At 62.8% G+C, this 17,016-nt stretch carries 17 protein-coding genes and 1 pseudogene; 13 read left to right on the top strand and 5 right to left on the bottom strand.

Going from position 1 to position 17,016, the window contains the following annotated elements; genetic code table 11:
• The first annotated feature begins 38 nt into the window (after nt 1–38).
• The 10 genes and pseudogenes from NKI95_RS26805 to NKI95_RS26760 all read left to right on the top strand — a co-directional run.
• The gene (locus tag NKI95_RS26805) at nt 39–320 is read left to right on the top strand and encodes a metal-sensing transcriptional repressor (RefSeq protein ID WP_352720462.1); all 282 of its coding nucleotides are present in this window, start codon (nt 39–41) and stop codon (nt 318–320) included.
• Nucleotides 321–328: 8 nt separating this feature from the next.
• Nucleotides 329–1,666 carry a cation diffusion facilitator family transporter gene (locus NKI95_RS26800; protein WP_352720460.1) on the top strand — a complete coding sequence of 446 codons (1,338 nt, stop codon included), beginning with the start codon at nt 329–331 and terminating at the stop codon, nt 1,664–1,666.
• A gap of 59 nt (nt 1,667–1,725) precedes the next feature.
• Nucleotides 1,726–3,048 (top strand): MFS transporter, encoded by a 1,323-nt coding sequence (locus NKI95_RS26795; RefSeq protein ID WP_352720458.1) that lies wholly within the window; start codon nt 1,726–1,728, stop codon nt 3,046–3,048.
• 9 nt (nt 3,049–3,057) lie between these two features.
• A complete protein-coding gene (locus NKI95_RS26790; RefSeq protein WP_352720456.1) occupies nt 3,058–3,498 on the top strand; it encodes a YqaA family protein in 441 nt (146 codons plus the stop codon).
• 162 nt (nt 3,499–3,660) lie between these two features.
• Entirely contained in the window at nt 3,661–5,223 is a 1,563-nt protein-coding gene (locus NKI95_RS26785; protein ID WP_352720454.1) for an ABC transporter substrate-binding protein, read from the top strand.
• 28 nt (nt 5,224–5,251) lie between these two features.
• Nucleotides 5,252–6,193, top strand: coding sequence for an ABC transporter permease (locus tag NKI95_RS26780; RefSeq protein ID WP_352720452.1), 942 nt, complete (start codon nt 5,252–5,254; stop codon nt 6,191–6,193).
• Between the two features lie 4 nt (nt 6,194–6,197).
• On the top strand, nt 6,198–7,109 hold the full coding sequence (locus tag NKI95_RS26775; RefSeq protein WP_352720450.1) for an ABC transporter permease: 912 nt from the start codon (nt 6,198–6,200) through the stop codon (nt 7,107–7,109).
• Entirely contained in the window at nt 7,106–8,119 is a 1,014-nt protein-coding gene (locus tag NKI95_RS26770) for an ABC transporter ATP-binding protein (RefSeq protein ID WP_352720449.1), read from the top strand. Before NKI95_RS26775 ends, NKI95_RS26770 begins: the two co-directional genes overlap by 4 nt.
• Nucleotides 8,112–9,095, top strand: coding sequence for an oligopeptide/dipeptide ABC transporter ATP-binding protein (locus NKI95_RS26765; protein WP_352720447.1), 984 nt, complete (start codon nt 8,112–8,114; stop codon nt 9,093–9,095). Before NKI95_RS26770 ends, NKI95_RS26765 begins: the two co-directional genes overlap by 8 nt.
• A gap of 37 nt (nt 9,096–9,132) precedes the next feature.
• Nucleotides 9,133–9,237 (top strand): annotated as a pseudogene (locus tag NKI95_RS26760) (YqaA family protein); the annotation flags it as partial.
• A 222-nt stretch (nt 9,238–9,459) separates the two neighbouring features.
• Here the strand turns inward: NKI95_RS26760 and NKI95_RS26755 are convergent.
• From NKI95_RS26755 to NKI95_RS26745, 3 genes are all read right to left on the bottom strand, one after another.
• Nucleotides 9,460–10,233: a sulfite exporter TauE/SafE family protein gene (locus NKI95_RS26755; protein WP_352720561.1), complete on the bottom strand. Its 774-nt coding sequence runs from the start codon at nt 10,231–10,233 to the stop codon at nt 9,460–9,462.
• 224 nt (nt 10,234–10,457) lie between these two features.
• Nucleotides 10,458–11,333 (bottom strand): DUF1259 domain-containing protein, encoded by an 876-nt coding sequence (locus NKI95_RS26750; protein WP_352720445.1) that lies wholly within the window; start codon nt 11,331–11,333, stop codon nt 10,458–10,460.
• Between the two features lie 64 nt (nt 11,334–11,397).
• A complete protein-coding gene (locus NKI95_RS26745) occupies nt 11,398–11,868 on the bottom strand; it encodes a chromate resistance protein ChrB domain-containing protein (RefSeq protein WP_352720443.1) in 471 nt (156 codons plus the stop codon).
• A gap of 125 nt (nt 11,869–11,993) precedes the next feature.
• Between NKI95_RS26745 and NKI95_RS26740 the strand changes: the two genes are divergently transcribed.
• The 3 genes from NKI95_RS26740 to NKI95_RS26730 all read left to right on the top strand — a co-directional run bounded on the left by NKI95_RS26740 (nt 11,994) and on the right by NKI95_RS26730 (nt 15,773).
• Nucleotides 11,994–12,971 carry a chromate resistance protein ChrB domain-containing protein gene (locus NKI95_RS26740; protein WP_352720441.1) on the top strand — a complete coding sequence of 326 codons (978 nt, stop codon included), beginning with the start codon at nt 11,994–11,996 and terminating at the stop codon, nt 12,969–12,971.
• Nucleotides 12,972–12,980: 9 nt separating this feature from the next.
• On the top strand, nt 12,981–14,390 hold the full coding sequence (gene chrA, locus NKI95_RS26735) for a chromate efflux transporter (protein WP_352720439.1): 1,410 nt from the start codon (nt 12,981–12,983) through the stop codon (nt 14,388–14,390).
• Nucleotides 14,391–14,471: 81 nt separating this feature from the next.
• Nucleotides 14,472–15,773 (top strand): MFS transporter, encoded by a 1,302-nt coding sequence (locus NKI95_RS26730; RefSeq protein ID WP_502909266.1) that lies wholly within the window; start codon nt 14,472–14,474, stop codon nt 15,771–15,773.
• Here NKI95_RS26730 and NKI95_RS26725 read toward each other — a convergent pair.
• Both NKI95_RS26725 and NKI95_RS26720 read right to left on the bottom strand, forming a co-directional pair.
• Nucleotides 15,720–16,262 carry a hypothetical protein gene (locus tag NKI95_RS26725; RefSeq protein ID WP_352452044.1) on the bottom strand — a complete coding sequence of 181 codons (543 nt, stop codon included), beginning with the start codon at nt 16,260–16,262 and terminating at the stop codon, nt 15,720–15,722. The two genes, NKI95_RS26730 and NKI95_RS26725, sit on opposite strands and share 54 nt — an antisense overlap.
• 359 nt (nt 16,263–16,621) lie before the next feature.
• Nucleotides 16,622–17,016 (bottom strand): NAD/NADP octopine/nopaline dehydrogenase family protein (locus NKI95_RS26720; RefSeq protein WP_352720437.1); only part of this gene is annotated, 395 nt, incomplete at its 5' end.

Genomic DNA, 17,016 nt, shown 5'->3' with positions numbered 1-17,016 from the left:
AGGCTTGCATATCCACTCCGGGAGGATAGTATCGAAACATGGGCGAGCAACCTCACATCCACGAAACCCATCCCGATATCGTCAAACGCCTGAAACGGGCCGGCGGACATCTTAAGGGTGTGATCGACATGATCGAAGCAGGCCGGCCCTGCCTCGATCTCGCCCAGCAGCTTCATGCGGTCGAGAAGGCCATTTCGCAAGCCAAGAAGACCCTGATCCAGGATCATCTCAACCATTGCCTTGAAGACGTTGTCGGGCCCCTAGCGCGCGAGCAGCGCCGCTCGATCGACGAGTTCAAGGACATCACCAAGTACCTGTGAGAAGCGCCATGATGGACAAAGTTCGCGATTGGTTCGGGTTTGGCCCGATGACGCATGGCATGGGCGGCCACGGACATGATCACGGTGATGCCGGCCATGGCCACACCCACGGCGTCATCGATCCGACGATCGCCACGACAACGCGCGGCATCTGGGCGATCAAATGGTCATTCGTCGTTCTGGCCATTACGGCAGCGCTTCAGCTCGTGGTCGTGTTCCTCTCCGGCAGCGTGGCGCTGCTGGCCGACACGATCCACAATGTCGGCGACGCGGTTACTGCCATCCCGCTGTGGATCGCCTTCATGCTGGTCCGCCGCAGACCGAGCAAGACGTTCACCTACGGCCTGGGCCGCGTCGAGGATCTGGCCGGGATCGTCATCGTTCTCATCATCCTCTTCAGTGCCATCGTCGCTGGCTATGAGGCGATCGACAGGCTGATCAATCCGCGTCCCATCGCATTTCTTGGCTGGGTCGCCATCGCCGGCCTCATAGGCTTTATCGGCAATGAAGCGGTCGCCGTATTTCGTGTCCGCGTCGGGCGAGAGATCAACAGCGCTGCGCTGATCGCGGACGGCTACCATGCCCGCACCGACGGCTTTACCAGTCTGGCGGTCGTGCTGGGCGCTATCGGCGTGTGGCTGGGCTTTCCGCTTGCCGATCCGATCATCGGGCTGCTGATCACCGTGGCGATCTTCGCCATCGTCTGGCAGTCGTCGAAAGCCGTCCTCACGCGCATGCTCGACGGAGTCGAGCCTGCCATCATCGATGAAATCCATCATGCCGCCGAACACGTGTCCGGCATCGGGCGCGTTGAAAGCGTGCAGGCGCGCTGGATCGGACATCGTCTGCATGCCGACGTCGCCGTCAGTGTACCGGAGAGGGCGACGGCCAAGGAGGTGCTGGGCGTAACCGAAGCCCTCAAGCAGGAGTTGTTCGCTCACTTGCCGGCGTTGGCGGAAGCCAATGTCCGCCTGGTGAGCCCGGCCGGGCCGGCCGTCACTGGCGCGGAAACCTCTCATGCTCACCATCATGCGCCGGAGCCCTTCAAGGTCGCCTGCGATCTGGCTGAAGGGACATTGGAAATCGTCGATACACCGGCTGGCGAGCGGATGCGGCTGACCATCGATCGCCACGCCGACGATCTGACGGCGACGGTGATCATCGATCGACCCGAAGGGCCAGAGACGCTTCGCCTCGAGCCCGCCGCTGACAACCATCATCGGCTTGAGAGCACCGTCGCCCCTGCCGAGCCGCATGAGTTCCAGGCGAGGTTGATCCTGGCCGCGAAGGGTCGCGAGCAGGTGCTGCCGTTCAAGATGGTCGAGCCGGAAGGTCACCATCACTGAGACAGGCAGGCCGTTCGCGCCAGTTCTCGACGAACCGTCACCGCTGCAAGAAGACAAATATGCTTCAGGTCCTGGCCAATCGCACCTACCGTCATCTCTTCCTGGCCCAGGTCATCGCCCTGATCGGCACCGGCCTTGCCACCGTGGCGCTCGGGCTGCTGGCCTATGATCTTGCCGGCGCCGATGCCGGCGCGGTGCTCGGCACGGCGCTCGCCATCAAGATGATCGCCTATGTCGGCGTGGCGCCTGTCGCCGCTGCGTTCGCCGAGCGCCTGCCACGCCGCACCATGCTGGTTTCGCTCGACCTCATCCGGGCTGCGGTCGCGGTGTTCCTGCCCTTCGTTACCGAAGTCTGGCAGATATATCTTCTTATCTTCGTCCTGCAGTCGGCGTCGGCAGGCTTCACTCCGGCCTTCCAGGCCTCGATCCCTGACGTGCTGCCCGAGGAGAAGGACTACACGCGGGCCCTGTCGCTGTCGCGACTGGCCTACGACTTGGAAAGCGTCGTCAGTCCCATGCTGGCGGCGGCGCTGCTTTCCGTCATCAGCTTCCACGGCCTGTTCGCCGGTACGGTTGTCGGCTTCCTGGCGTCCGCGGCGCTGGTGGTCTCCGTGGTGCTGCCCAGCCCGCAAGCCTCGGAGCCGCGCGGCATCTATGAGCGCACGACGCGCGGAATCCGCATCTATCTGGCGACGCCGCGATTGCGCGGGCTGCTGGCCCTTAACGTTGCCGTCGCGGCGGCAAGCGCGATGGTGATCGTCAACACGGTCGTCCCGGTGCAGGCGCAGTTCGGCCTCTCGCAAAGCGACACGGCGCTGGCGCTCGCAGCGTTCGGCGGCGGATCGATGATTGCAGCCCTTGCCCTGCCGCGGCTGCTGGAGAACGTCCCGGACCGGGTTGCGATGCTCTCGGGCGCCGCGATCCTGGTCGCGGGCGTGCTGGTGGGACCGCTCGCCGGCAGCTACTATCTGCTGCTGCCGCTCTGGTTCGTGCTGGGGCTCGGCTATTCGCTGGCGCAGACGCCTTCGGGCCGATTGATCAGGCGTTCCGCCGATGCCGTCGACCGGCCCGCTCTGTTTGCTGCCCAATTCGCGCTTTCGCATGCCTGCTGGTTGATCACCTATCCCATTGCCGGCCGCCTCGGTGCGGCGATGGGATTGCCCTTCACCTTCATTCTGCTCGGCATCATTGGCGCCGCAGCCCTGCTTGCCGCGATCTGGGTCTGGCCGAAACACGATCCCGACGTGCTTGTACATACGCATGTCGATCTGCCTGAGGACGACCGGCACATCGGCGACGCAGTATGGTCGGAAGCGGGCTATGAGCATTCGCATGGCTACGTCGTCGACGATCGGCACCCGAAATGGCCCACGGCAAGCTGAGAGCTCGAAATGCCTGGCGAGCTCGCCATCTATGGCGGTCTTTTCCTGACCGCGTTTGCCGCGGCGACCATTCTGCCGATGCAATCGGAAGCAGCGCTTGCGGGACTGCTTCTGACAGAAAGCTATGCTCCGGCTCTGCTCATCGCCTCCGCAAGCGCAGGCAATGTGCTCGGCTCGATCGTCAACTGGTGGCTCGGCCGGGCGATCGATCGCTTTCGCGACCGCAAATGGTTCCCGGTAAAGCCCTCCGCGTTGGCGCGCGCGACGCGATGGTATCAGCGCTATGGACGATGGTCGCTGCTGTTGAGCTGGTTGCCTCTTGTCGGCGATCCGCTGACGGTTGTGGCGGGAGCGCTGCGGGAGCCATTCTGGAGCTTCCTTGCGATCGTCACGATCGCGAAGGTCGGCCGTTACCTCGCGCTGGCGGCGATGACGCTGAGCTGGATTTAGCGCTTGTCGAGACCCGCGCCGGTACGGCGACATTACGCGAGACGGCGCTTTCCTTTGCCGGCCGCAACGCTGCGCGCCAACTTGGATTTGCGTCGCATATGTCTATACAAATGGGAATGCATGTGTACAATCGCTACCAACAATCAAAAAAGGGGAACTGAAATGATCACTCTCGACCGCCGCAATTTCCTTGTTTCCACCGCCGGCCTTGCCTTCGCCGCCGCGCTGCCACACACCGCCTTTTCCGAAACCAACGACACGCTGAAGATTGCCATCGCCGCGGAGACCGGTGATCTCGAGCTGCTGCAGAATGTTTCGACGCTGAGCACCTACACCATCGTCTTCGATGCGCTGATCCACTACGGCCAGAACGGCGCGCTTGAGCCGGGACTTGCTACCAAATGGACCATTGCCGACGATCAGCTTTCGATCGCCTTCGATCTGCGTGAAGGCGTGACCTTCAGCGACGGCACGCCGTTCGATTCCACCGCAGCCGAATGGAACCTCAAGCGATGGATGGGGGTGAGCGACTTCTCCTGGATTGGCATTTCCGATGCGTTCGACAGCATTGTCACGGACGGACCAAACAAGCTGACGGTCAAGCTGAAGCGACCGGTGCCGGCCGCACTCCTCGAACTCACCATCGTCCGCCCAGTTCGTTTCCTGTCGCCCAAGGCAGTCGACAAGGATGGCAAGCAGACGGCGCCGATCGGAACCGGTCCATGGATCGTCGAAAAATACGATTCGAGCGGCACCAGCCTCGTTCGCAACGACAAATACTGGGGCAAGAAGCCGCTTTTCAGCCGCATGGAATTGAAGGTGGTTCCCGATGAACTCGCTCGTGCCAACGGCCTCCGCTCAGGCGACCTCGATGTCATCGGTGGCGACTGGGTGGCGACGCTATCGCCGCGCCGCGCCCGTGCGCTGGAAAGCGACGGCATGAAGGTTGTTGCCGAGCCGGGCACCGCGACGATGCTGCTCGGCTATTCGCCGAAGTCGAAGGTCATCGCCGACAAGGCCGTTCGCGATGCCGTCTATGCATCGGTTGACCGCGCGGCGATCGCCAAGGTCCTGTTCGAGGGCTTTGCCGACCCGGCCGCCGATCTGTTCCCGGCGAACGTGCCGTCGTCGGGCAAGCGGCATGACGTGCCGGTGCGTGACGTGGCGGCGGCCAAGAAGATCCTCGCCGATGGCGGCTGGGTCGACAGCGGGGGTGCCTGGACCAAGGCTGGCTCTCCTCTGACCATCGACTTTCTGGTTTCCGAAGAGTCCCTGCCGGGATCGCGGCGCATCGCCGAAATGATCCAGGGTCAATTGTCCGAGGTCGGTTTCCAAGTCCAAGTCTCCTCGGTGGACAATGCCACCATGCATGAACGGCGTCCGGCCTTCGACTATGATCTCGCTTTCTTCACCACCTATGGCGCTCCCTATGACCCTCACGGGACCCTTGGAAATGCCTTCGTCTCGACGGCGGACAGCGGGCCTGACGGCAAGATCTATGTCTCGGACGCGCTCGACGGCGTGGTCAAGGCTGCGCTCGAGGCGAGCGGCGCCGAACGCGACCTGAAGATGCAGGCTCTCTACGATTGGCTGCACGACAACACCGCCATCTGTCCGCTTGTCGTCAGCCAGCGGCTGTGGGCTCACAATCCGCGCGCAGAGAACTTCTCGCTTCCGGCGACTGACTACGACTTGCCGTTCAAGGCGATCACGCTGAAGGCCTGAAGACTTCGAGCCCGAGTGAGGCCTGACGATGAAACGCACGATCCTGCGACGGATGCTGCTTGCCTGCCTTTTGATCCTGGCGGCATCCGCGCTGACATTCGCCCTCGTTGCGGCGGCTCCGGGCAATGTTGCGGCGCTCATTGCCGAGCGTGCGGCAGGTCCCGGCGCTGACGCGCAAATGATCGCCAAGATCGGCAACGAGCTCGGCCTCTACGACCCGTTGCCGATCCGCTACGGACGCTGGCTTTCCGGCGCGCTGGCCGGGGATTTCGGCATCTCACTGCGAACGGGAAAGCCGATCTCGTCGGAGTTTGCCGCCCGCATCCCGATGACGGCGGCTCTGCTTGCCGGCGGCGGCATTCTCGCCTTCATTTTCTCGATCGCGCTCGGCATTGCCGGCGCCGTCAGCAATGGTGGCGTGATGGACAGGTTCCTCCATGCATTTTCGCTGATCGGCGCGTCGACCCCGAACTTCTTCGTGGCGGCGCTGCTGGTCATCGTTTTTTCGGTGATGCTGGGCTGGGTACCCACCTTCGGGACCAGCGGCTTCACCTCATGGCTTCTGCCGTGGGTGACGATCGCGCTGTTCCCGGCCTCCGTTCTCAGCCGCGTCGTTCGGGTCAACCTCCAGGAAGCGATGTCGCGGCCGTTTGCGACAACCGGCTTCGCCAAGGGCTATACCAGAACGCAGGTGCTGCTGCGCGAGGCGCTGCCCAACATCGCCATTCCGTTCCTGACGACATTCGGCGCGCAATTCACGCTGATGATCATCGGATCGATCGTCGTCGAGACGGTATTTGCATTGCGCGGCGTCGGTGCCTTTTTCATCGAGGCGATCCGCTTCCGCGACTTCATCGGCATGCAGTCGGTGCTGCTGCTGTTTGTCGTCTTCTTCGTCATGGTCAATTTCATCGTCGACATGATTTGCACCGTCGCGGATCCGCGAATGCGCCGGGCGCGGGGAGCATGAGGCGATGAACATTTCCGCTATCAGGGACATCAAGGACTGGCCGTGGCTGGTGCTGCTCCCCGTAATCGGCTTTGTGCTGATCGGCATCTTCGCTCCTGCTATCATGCCTTACGATCCAAGTGCGCAGGACTATTCGGCGACACTGGAGGGCATGAGCTGGAACCACTGGCTCGGCACCGACTATCTCGGCCGAGACGTCTTCAGCCGCATCGTCGGTGGCGCCCGCATTTCCCTGGTGGCGATGGTGATCGTGCTTGTCGCCGCGCTGGCGATCGGGGTCACGATCGGCTCCTTCGCCGGCTATGTCGGCGGCCGTGTCGAGCTCGTCCTTATCAGCATCATCGATATTGCGCTGGCACTTCCGAGCCTGGTGATCGCGCTGGCGTTGATCGGCATTCTGGGCACCGGCTACTGGTCGATGATAACGGCGCTCACCCTGGCGTGGTGGGCGAACTATGCCCGCATGAGCCGCGCCGTCGTCACCGCCGAGCTGCAGCAGCCCTATATCGAGGCGGCCCGCGTGATGGGCGCCGGCCATCTGTGGATTTTTGTTCGCCATATCCTGCCGCATGTGCTTGCCCTCGTCGTGGTCTATGCAAGCGCCGACGCCGGCGCTCTTGTGCTGGCCATCGCCACGCTCAGCTTTCTCGGACTTGGCGTCGCACCGCCGACACCGGAATGGGGCCAGATGCTGGTCGACGGCATGAGCTACGTCGAGGAGGTGCCGCGCCTCGTCGTGCTGCCCGGTCTGGCGCTGACGCTGGTCGTGGTCAGCTTTAACCTTCTGGGCGAAGCCTTCGCATTGCAAAAGGTGCCGCGGCCGGTTCGCGGCGCGACGTTGCGCAGACGCCGAAGGGCGCGCGCTCGCGAAGAAGCCGAGCGTAACGCCGTCGAAACGGGAACGACTTCAGCATGAGCGACGCTCAGCCAATCTATTCGATCGAAGATTTGGTTATCGACCTCTACGCCACCACCGTTTCTGTGCGGGCGGTGGACGGGGTGTCGTTCAACGTCCGTCCCGGAGAAACGGTCGCGGTCGTCGGCGAAAGCGGTTCGGGAAAGACCGTAATGACGCTCGGTCCGCTCGGCCTGCTGCCCGAGGGCGTGACCGTGGACATGAAAGGGTCGGCGCGAGCCGACGGAAGCGAACTGCTCAGCATCGGTTCCCGGCAATTGTCGGACCTGCGCGGGCGCTATTTCGGCGTGATTTTCCAGGACCCGATGAGCGCGTTGAACCCGATGCTGAAAATCGGCCCGCAGCTGGCACGCCAGGCGCGCCGTTTCGCTGGCCTGTCGCATGAGGCAGCGCGCAAGGAAGCGGTCTCGCTTCTGGCACGCTCCGGCATTCCGGACCCTGAGGATCGCTACAACCGCTATCCGCACGAAATGTCGGGCGGCATGCTGCAGCGGGCGATGATCGCGCTGGCGCTGGCGGCCCGGCCGCGCGTGCTGATCGCAGACGAGCCGACCACGGCGCTGGACGCCACCGTTCAGGCGCAAATCCTGGAGCTCATCCGTCAGATCCAGCGCGAGGATGGCATCGCGGTCGTGCTGATCACGCACGATATCGGCGTGGTCGCTTCCGTCGCCGACCGCGTCATGGTGCTTTACGCCGGCCAAGTGGCGGAGGAGGGGACGGCGATGGATGTGCTGACCCGGCCGGTCCATCCCTATACGCGCGGGCTGCTCGCATCGGTGCCGGATTTTCGCGCCGACGAACGCGCGGCGACCCGCGAGATACCTGGCCTGCCGCCAAACCAGATCAGGCTGGAACCGGGTTGCCGGTTTGCCGAGCGCTGCGAACTGGTCGAAGCCGGTTGCCGGCAGCACCGGCCGCCGCTGCAGACGATATCCGCGTCGACGAGCCCGCACCGCGTGGCTTGCCCGGTCGTGCTGAAACGAGAGGGGATCGCCGTCCATGTCTGATGCCGCGGCGATCGAGGTCAGGGGATTGAAGGTGCATTTCGCCAACCGTTCGGGTGCCGGCGCGGTGCGGGCGGTCGATGGCATAGACCTGACGGTCGCGCGTGGCGCGTTCCACGGCATCGTCGGCGAGTCCGGCTGCGGCAAGACCACGCTGGCCCGTACCATCGTCGGTTTGCAGAAGGAGAGCGAAGGCACCGTGCTGATTGAAGGAAGGAATCGCGCCGAATGGCTGAAATCGGACAGGAAGTCGTTCAGCCGCGAAGTCCAGTTCGTCTTCCAGGACCCGTTGGGGTCGATGAGCCGCCGCCAATCCGTCAATCAGACATTGGAGGAACCGCTGCAGATCCATCGCTTCGGTTCATCAGTCGAGCGCCGGCACCGCATCGCAGAGCTTCTGGATCTGGTTGCGCTGCCTGAGACGGTGCTCGACCGTTTGCCAAGGTCGCTCTCCGGTGGCCAGCGGCAGCGCGTTTCGATTGCGCGCGCGCTTGCGCTGAAGCCGTCCATACTGGTCTGCGACGAACCGCTCAGCGCGCTCGACGTTTCGATCCGGGCGCAGATCGTCAACCTGTTCACGTCGCTCCAGAAGCAGCTTGGTCTGACCATTGTCATTGTCGCGCATGATCTGGCGATCGTGCGCGAGGTCTGCTCGGACGTGACGGTGATGTATCTCGGCCGCATCTCGGAAGCTGGCGTGACCCGGCCATTATTTCGCGAGCCGGCCCATCCCTACAGCCAAGCGCTGCTCTCGGCTGTTCCTTCTCCCGATCCTCGCATCGAAGCCGGGCGCCGCCGGATCATTCTCGCCGGCGATCCGCCAAGTCCCAGCGCGCCGCCTCCGGGGTGCCGGTTCAACACGCGCTGTCCGGTGGCGATCGATGTCTGCCGGGTCGAGGAACCGATGCTGCGATCGGTGCCGCATGGCGGCGTTGCAGCCTGTCATCTGGCCGATAGCGGCTGCCGCCCGGTTATCTGAAAAGATGGCGTTTCTGCCCCCAACTCGTTTCGCGAGGCTGACCGTCATTGCCGGTGTCCTGCGCGAGCTTTTTTTGCTGGTCACTGCCGCCAAGGTCGGCCGTTATCTTGTTCTTGCCGCCGTGACGCTGAGCGTCATCTGACCTCGCGAAGCTTCTCCAACCTGAGCGGGTTAGGCCCGACTGGTTCGAAGGAGCCAGCCCAAGAGCCACGTCTGATACAGGCAGTCGGGAAGCCTAGCCTTTCTTGACGGCGACCTTGTCAAGGGGCCGCGCGCAGTCCTTTCGCCAGCTGCTGCGCGTCGCGGGACCGGCCAACCAAGCTAAGGCACAGCGCGCGAAGGGCTTCAGCCAACGTCGACCTTGTTAAGACATTCCTGTGGCCGCGCGCCAAGCCTGCACAACGAAGCTGTGCTGGTTCCAGATCATCAGCGCTCCACTGACTGCCATGAGCGCGACCACAAGGCCGCGGAACTGTCGTCCACTCAGGCGCTCGAGCCAGCGCTTGGCCAGCAGATTGGCAAGCGCAGCGCCCAAACCCGCGGCTGCGCCGTACATGGCCGCCTGACCCCCGAGCGCGCCAAGTCCGGTGAATACGGCGATCTTGACGACATCGGTCACAAACGAGTTCACGGATTTCGTTGCGACCAACGTCTCCTTCTCCGAACCGTAGTTCAGATAGAGCGAATTCAGGACGGGTCCCACCGTGCCCATCAGCGCCGACAACAGCGCGACGATCAGGCCGGCCGGGAGGAACCACCAGCGGCGGGCTCGGTAGCTCCGCTCGCGCGCGCCGCCGCGAAATTCCCAGACTGCACTGATCAGATAGATTCCTATGAGTATCTGGAGCCATTCCGCCCGACTGTTGGCGAAGAGCCAGGAGCCCGCCGCGGCACCGGCGATGGCGCCGGGCAGGTACCAACGGACCAGGCTCCAATCGATGTCGCGCCGGAAGGCCAGGGCGCGGATGGGATTGCCGATGAGCTCGGTCAAGGTGATTACCGGCGCAACCGCGGCGCTCCCTGTGATGAAAGTCACGGCGGGGATCAGCAATAGGCCTCCGCCTCCGGCCGAGAGGGTGTTCAGTGTCCAGGTGAGGAACCCCGCCAACGCCAGGAGGCCTAGTCTAATCCAGTCCATCCGATCAGAACGAAGCGGACCTTTGATCGTTCCGAACGCGTCGGTTCGCAAAAGCCCGGTCCGCCTTTTGAGTCTCGTGTGCGATGGAAAGGCGATCTCAGGCGCAATGCTGGTGGCAGAGAGACGCCGTGCCAGAGAACAATTCCCGAGGCAGCGGGAAGAAGGCCGGCGATCGCTTCGAGTCGGCCGGACTCCGCTGTTGGACGCACGCGCGGAGGCCCAATCTAGCTCTTCTTGACGGCAACCTTGTCGAGGGCTGCGCGCAGTCCTTTCGCCAGCTTCTGCACATCGTCGTTCGCCCAGAAATGCATGAAGAAGAGCCGCGGTTGCTCATCGAGCATGTGGCTATGCAACGCGGTGATCTCGATGCCGTTGTCCTGCATGGCTTTGATAACCGGATTGACCTCCTTTGCCGTCAGCACAAAATCACCCGTGATGGCCGCCTTGCCGCCACCTGTCGATTGGAAATTGATCGCTATAGCCGAGCCCATGGCCGCCGGCACGTCCATCCCGTTCTCCTTGACCGGTTCGGCGCGCGGGATACTGAACTGGTAGACGCCGCCATTGGCCTTTCCTTTGTAACCAATAGCCCGGTCGACGGCCGCTGTGTCGAACTCGATCTGCTGCGTGGATGCTTGCGATTGTGATGCACCGGACGCGGCATTCTCCATCGGCGTCTTTGTCAGCGCCAAACCGGAATGAAGCGCTGTGGCGAGCGTGACGGGGTCACCCTGGCCGAAGACGTGCATGTAGAGTGTCATCGGTTCGGCGCGCAACAAGTGGTTGTGCACCGCGGTAATCTCGATCCCACCTTCTTCAAGCTTCTTCATGACCGGGTTCACCTCGTCCTGCGTCAGAACGATGTCGCCCATAACCATTGCCTGATCTCCCATGGGTTCGAACGCGACCCAGCCTCCGAGCGCAAAGCCGGGCTGAAGGGCCACGCCGTCGAGCGAAACCTTCAGGTCCGTTCGTGGCAACCCGACCCGGTAGACGCCGCCAGGCATTTCCGTTCCGGCTTTGCCCAGTGTTTGCGCGACTGTCTGCCAATTGGATGCCGCCGATGCCGGTTCCAGCAGCGCCGAGACCGCGATCAGCATCGCGCCGCTCACGAGTTTTGCCCGCATGGGAGTTCTCCTGATCTGCCCCCCATCGCCCAGCTTTTCAAGCCACGGCAGGTTTCATGGCAGGTGGCCAACTATGCGTTTCCGCCTTGCGGCGCGAAGCCCAGGCATAGAGCGCGTCGTAGATGACGAAGCCGTGCTTGAGCACTTCCTGGTCGTCGGGCGTCACGTCCCTGAGCCCCATGGAGATCGCAAGCAGCCCCGCCGACTGTGGAGTAAGATCGTGCCGATCCGTGTCGGCGCCGCGAACGATCGAAGCGATCGTTACGATGGCTGGATCGCGCTCGAGGCCGTATTTCGAGACGAAGGTGTCGAAACTGCAGCCTTCACCGACATGTGTGAACTCGACGCCGGGCACGTCATAGGGAATAGCGCCCGTCTCCTGTGCAAGCGGGATCACCTGATCGGGTGGCACGAACAGGAATTCGGGCTCCTTGTCGATGAAGCGGGCGATCAGCCAGGGACAAGCAATGCGGTCGATGACCGGGCGTTCGCGGGTGACCCATTTCATGACCTTATCTCCCTCGATTTGGCAACAAGCCCACGCGGCCCACTGCCATAAGGAGGTCAACGCTACGCCCGAATACGAAATGATACAAGTGTTGCATTTCTTTGTGCACGTGATACGGTTCACTTATGAGTGAGGGGGAAACGACGGAACAGCGCTGGCTGCTCCTTATCCATCGGCTGCCGAGCAAGCCGGCCTATTTCCGGGTGAAGATCTGGCGGCGCCTGCAAGGCATCGGCGCGGTCGCGGTGAAAAGCACCGTCTATGCACTGCCGGCCAATGCCGAGACGCAGGAGGATTTCGAGTGGCTCCTGAAGGAGATCGTCGCGGGTGGTGGCGAGGCGATGGTGTGCGAGGCGCGTCTCGTCGACGGATTGTCGGATGCCGAGGTCCAAGCGCTGTTCGATGCGGCGCGTGATGCCGACTATGCGGAGATCGCCAAGGAAGCGCGTGGTCTCGCCGCCGAGATCGGCGCGAACGCCACGCCGGAAAAGCGTGCGGAGACACGGTCGCAGCTCGGCCGAATACGCAAGCGGCTCGCCGAGGTGGACACGATCGACTTCTTCGGCGCCACAGGTCGCCTCGCGGTCGAGGGTTTGCTCGCCGAGCTCGAGACGCATCTTGTGGAGGACCGGCCCGTGACCGAGGAGTCAAAGGCGACTGAGCCGATTACTGACCTCAAGGGCCGGATCTGGGTGACACGCCGCGACGTGCACGTCGACCGGATGGCCTGCAGCTGGCTAATCCGCCGCTTCATTGATCCAGACGCCGTCATCCGCTTCGTCCCGGGCAAGAGCTATGCGGCAAAGCCGGGAGAGCTGCGCTTTGATATGTTTGACGGTGAGATCACCCATGAGGGCGACCGCTGCAGCTTCGAGGTGCTGCTCACCCGGGCCGGGCTTGACGACCCGGCGCTGCAGGCCATCGCCGAGATCGTCCATGATATTGACCTCAAGGACGGCAAGTTCGGGCGCGACGAGACGACGGGCATTGCCAGCCTAATCGCGGGCATCGCCATGACGAATAAGGGCGACGAGCAGCGGATCGGGCAGGGCGGCCCGGTCTTCGACAATCTCTACCAGTATTTCCGCCAGAAGCGCGGGTGAGGGGAACCAATGACCAGCGCCCATGCCGTCCATCCGAATGCGCTGGGGGATGAACCTTCGCATGGGATCCCCTTCCGCGAAGCAGTGCGGGTCTGGGCGCGAGTCGCTGCGTTGAGTTTTGGTGGCCCGGCCGGCCAGATCGCGGTAATGCATCGCATCCTCGTTGAGGAGAAGCGCTGGATCGGCGAGACGCGGTTCCTGCATGCGCTGAACTACTGCATGCTGCTGCCAGGACCGGAGGCCCAGCAGCTCGCCGTCTACATCGGGTGGCTCCTGCATAAAACCCGAGGCGGGCTCGTGGCCGGCACGCTGTTCGTACTGCCCGGCGTCCTCGCCATCATGGCGCTGAGCTGGATCTATGCAATCTTTGGCAATGTCGGCGCGGTGCAGGCGCTTTTCTTCGGTCTGAAGGCCGCCGTCCTCGCCATCGTGCTCGAGGCGGTTATCCGGGTCGGCAAGCGAGCGCTCAAGAACAAGGTCATGATAGGCCTCGCCGCCGCCGCCTTTATCGGGCTCTTCCTGTTCCATCTCCCGTTCCCGCTCATTGTCCTGACGGCCGGAGTGATCGGGTACGTCGGCGGGCGGGCCGGGCTGGCAGCGTTCATGGCGGGCAACGGCCATGGCAAGGTCGGCGGCAAGCAGGTCGCCGACGCGGAATCGGCGCTCGGCGAAGGCATTCCTGCCCATGCTCGCCCGCCGGTCAGCTGGTCGTTGAAGATCGGAGGTGTGTTTCTGGTGCTATGGCTGGCACCTGTCCTCGGCCTTTTCGTGCTGTTCGGGTCCGGCAATGTCTTCGCCGATATCGCGGTCTTTTTCTCGAAGATGGCGGTCGTGACCTTCGGAGGCGCCTACGCCGTCCTCGCTTACGTGGCGCAGCAGGCTGTCGATACATATGGCTGGCTGAAGCCAGGCGAGATGCTGGACGGCCTCGGCATGGCGGAGACGACGCCTGGCCCCTTGATCATGGTGACCCAGTTCGTCGGGTTCATGGGCGCGTATCGAGCGCCGGGATCACTTAATCCGCTGCTCGCTGGAACGTTGGGCGGCCTGCTCACCACCTGGGTCACCTTCACACCTTGCTTCCTCTGGATATTTGTCGGTGCGCCGTTCGTGGAAACGCTGCGCAGCAACAAGGCCTTGTCCGCCGCGCTGGCGACCATAACGGCAGCCGTGGTGGGCGTGATCCTGAACCTGGCGGTGTGGTTCGCGCTTCACGTTCTGTTTGGAGCACTGCGCGAGGTCAAAGGGTTCGGCATGACGGTCGATGTGCCCGCATTCAGCTCCGTCAACGTCCCGTCCCTCGTCCTGACATTGGGTGCGCTGCTAGCGGTGTTTCGCTTCAAGATCGGCATGCTCCCGGTGCTCGTCGGCTGTTCGATCCTCGGGCTGCTCTACGGGATGGCAACGGGAGCGATCTAACCCGTGCAGCCAGCGCCGCTTACCAGTGGTGAGGAGGCATCGTTGACGTTACAATGGCTCGCGCACGGTTTGCGCAAAGCTATTTCGAAGCGGCGCTTCAGGCTCCTTCCTGCCGGTGCTGAGCCGACTGCTGCGAACCTGCTGATATCAAGGGGACTGCGGGCGTTCGGTGACGGTCTGGTCAGCATCCTGCTTCCCGCCTATCTGGCCACCCTCGGCTTCGACGCCTTCGAGATCGGAACCCTGTCGACGGCGACGCTCGCGGGCTCAGCCGTCCTCACCCTGGCTGTTGGGATCGTCGCGCATCGCTTCTCCCGTCGAGCGCTGCTGACCGCAGCGGCTGTCCTGATGATAGCAACGGGGGTCGTCTTCGCTGTCGTTCACGACTTCTGGCCGCTGCTTCTCATCGCGTTCGTCGGCACGCTGAACCCATCTTCAGGGGACGTCAGCGTGTTTCTACCGCTCGAACATGCGCAGCTTGCGCAGAGCGTCACCGACCGCGACCGCACGGCGCTCTTTGCGCGCTACAGCCTCATCGGCTCTCTCGCCGGCGCCGTCGGAGCGCTGGCCGCAGGAGCGCCCGACTTTCTCCGCGATGCCATCGGCCTGGAAATGAAGCAGGCCCTCCAGGCAGCTTTTCTATTTTATGCCTCACTTGGGTTGGCGGCGGTGCTCCTCTATCGGCGGCTGCCGAGTGACGCGCCTGATGCAGGCAAAGTGTCGGCACAGCCATTGCGCAGGTCTCGCTCCATCGTTCTGTCACTCGCAGCGCTCTTCAGCCTCGACGCTTTCGCAGGCGGCTTCGTCGTCCAATCGTTGTTGGCCCTCTGGCTCTTTCAACGGTTCGGCCTGTCGCTGGCCGCGACCGGCGCAATCTTCTTCTGGACGGGTGTCCTTTCGGCTGCGTCCTATTTGGTCGCTGTGCGAATTTCCCAGCAGATCGGACTCGTAAACACGATGGTGTTTACGCACCTTCCGTCGAGCCTCTGTCTGGTGCTCATCCCGTTCATGCCGAGCCTCGCTCCGGCTATCGCTCTTCTGCTGATTAGAAGCGCGCTGTCGCAGATGGACGTGCCGACCCGCACATCGTACGTCATGGCCGTGGTGACGCCCGAAGAGCGGGCTGCCGCGGCGAGCATCACCGCCGTCCCGCGCAGCCTCGCGGCGGCCGCCAGTCCAGTCCTCGCAGGGGCTCTCCTTGCCGTCTCCAGCTTCGGCTGGCCCCTGATCATCGCCGGTGGGCTGAAAATTATCTACGACCTTCTGCTGCTCGCGACATTTCGCAGTGTTCGCCCTCCAGAGGAGCACGGGGGCGGGAGGAATGACATGTCAGTCGGCCATGATCGAACTGGCAACGACGCGCGGGTTTCCTGGTGGCGTTGAAGGCAGGACCACCAGCCGGACAAATTGCTTACGTCCGCCGGCAACGAGGATATAGAGACGCGAGAACTCCTCCGTATCGCGATCTTCGGCAATCTTCTCGGCATCCGTACGGGTGAAGAAACTCTTCCGAAATGCCTCTTGATCGACATCGGGAAATGCCAGCGTACACGTCTGCACCGGTTTGCCGCTCATCGTTGCCTTGGTGGTGCCGATGATGGTTCCTGCTGGCAATCCTTCCTCCGCTTCGGCCACCAGCCATGCCTCCACTGAGGTTGGATTAGCGATTGGCGCGAGTTCGGCGAAGCCTGCTTCGGCAATAAGTGTCCACCTGCGTTCGTGCGCGGTCTCTATCATGCGCTCGAAATTGGGACCCTCGGCCAGACAGGTACGGTGAAATTGTTCGACAGCCTGATCCGCATCACTGGCGGCCTGCGCCGGCGACATCGTCAGACCCAAGATGGTCCCTGCCAACGTTAGAAATCGGAACATGTCTATCTCGCGTAGCTGATTGTGGACGAACCACTTATCCTGAACGGGCTACGACACTCGTTGTTCCGGACTGTCGGCGCCTGCATGGCCGGTATCTTGATGGAGGCGCCAAGCGCCTGCGCAGTTGATGCAATGTTCAGGCATCTGGCAACTGATGGAACCATGCCGCACTGGGTTTCGATGACGGACCCTGCTACAGACCCACTCACACCGCCGGGCGGGACCATTCGATCTCGTGCTGAGTTCCTGGAGAGATCTCCCGGCGCTCGCCGAGGAACCTGCATGTCGTGCTCGCCGGCAACCAGCCCCGGCGGTTTTTCGGGCACTTGGCCTATGTCCCAGTCCACTGTGGAAACTTGTTAAAATCCCTTACGGCAAAGGTTTTCGAGCTCCGCTTTTGCCATTCCCTCGAAGCCCAGCGCCGGAAGAATATCATTATCTCCCTTAAGATCGCGACCGTAAGCCGCCGAGAATATGGCAATTCCAGATTCATGGAGAATCGCTGAATTTCCGCTGATCTTCCCCAACAAAACGGTCGGCAGCAGCCCGAACGGAACGTCCTCGAGAATATAGCGGCTTTCGACGGTTGAGGGGCCGAAGCCGCCGCGGCCTCGGCGATCCATCTCCTGGTTCATTTCCGAAACGGTGGCCATGGGGACGTGAAACGACAATGAAAAATGCTCTTTGACGGTGCGAACGGCGATGCCGAAATGGGCAGCGATGGCCAACCGCTCGGCATCCAGAGCCTCGATAA

Source organism: Mesorhizobium sp. M0306, from assembly GCF_040321655.1.
Taxonomy (GTDB): Bacteria; Pseudomonadota; Alphaproteobacteria; order Rhizobiales; family Rhizobiaceae; genus Mesorhizobium.
Note: the sequence above shows the minus strand (reverse complement) of the source record. Positions and strands in the feature narration are given on the sequence as shown.

What these genes read in the sequence shown, in the direction of transcription:
- NKI95_RS26805 (WP_352720462.1), top strand. Translation starts at nt 39, where the DNA reads ATGGGCGAGCAACCTCACATCCACGAAACCCATCCCGATATCGTCAAA.
- NKI95_RS26800 (WP_352720460.1), top strand. Translation starts at nt 329, where the DNA reads ATGATGGACAAAGTTCGCGATTGGTTCGGGTTTGGCCCGATGACGCAT.
- NKI95_RS26795 (WP_352720458.1), top strand. Translation starts at nt 1,726, where the DNA reads ATGCTTCAGGTCCTGGCCAATCGCACCTACCGTCATCTCTTCCTGGCC.
- NKI95_RS26790 (WP_352720456.1), top strand. Translation starts at nt 3,058, where the DNA reads ATGCCTGGCGAGCTCGCCATCTATGGCGGTCTTTTCCTGACCGCGTTT.
- NKI95_RS26785 (WP_352720454.1), top strand. Translation starts at nt 3,661, where the DNA reads ATGATCACTCTCGACCGCCGCAATTTCCTTGTTTCCACCGCCGGCCTT.
- NKI95_RS26780 (WP_352720452.1), top strand. Translation starts at nt 5,252, where the DNA reads ATGAAACGCACGATCCTGCGACGGATGCTGCTTGCCTGCCTTTTGATC.
- NKI95_RS26775 (WP_352720450.1), top strand. Translation starts at nt 6,198, where the DNA reads ATGAACATTTCCGCTATCAGGGACATCAAGGACTGGCCGTGGCTGGTG.
- NKI95_RS26770 (WP_352720449.1), top strand. Translation starts at nt 7,106, where the DNA reads ATGAGCGACGCTCAGCCAATCTATTCGATCGAAGATTTGGTTATCGAC.
- NKI95_RS26765 (WP_352720447.1), top strand. Translation starts at nt 8,112, where the DNA reads ATGTCTGATGCCGCGGCGATCGAGGTCAGGGGATTGAAGGTGCATTTC.
- NKI95_RS26755 (WP_352720561.1), bottom strand. Translation starts at nt 10,233, where the DNA reads ATGGACTGGATTAGACTAGGCCTCCTGGCGTTGGCGGGGTTCCTCACC.
- NKI95_RS26750 (WP_352720445.1), bottom strand. Translation starts at nt 11,333, where the DNA reads ATGCTGATCGCGGTCTCGGCGCTGCTGGAACCGGCATCGGCGGCATCC.
- NKI95_RS26745 (WP_352720443.1), bottom strand. Translation starts at nt 11,868, where the DNA reads ATGAAATGGGTCACCCGCGAACGCCCGGTCATCGACCGCATTGCTTGT.
- NKI95_RS26740 (WP_352720441.1), top strand. Translation starts at nt 11,994, where the DNA reads ATGAGTGAGGGGGAAACGACGGAACAGCGCTGGCTGCTCCTTATCCAT.
- chrA (WP_352720439.1), top strand. Translation starts at nt 12,981, where the DNA reads ATGACCAGCGCCCATGCCGTCCATCCGAATGCGCTGGGGGATGAACCT.
- NKI95_RS26725 (WP_352452044.1), bottom strand. Translation starts at nt 16,262, where the DNA reads ATGTTCCGATTTCTAACGTTGGCAGGGACCATCTTGGGTCTGACGATG.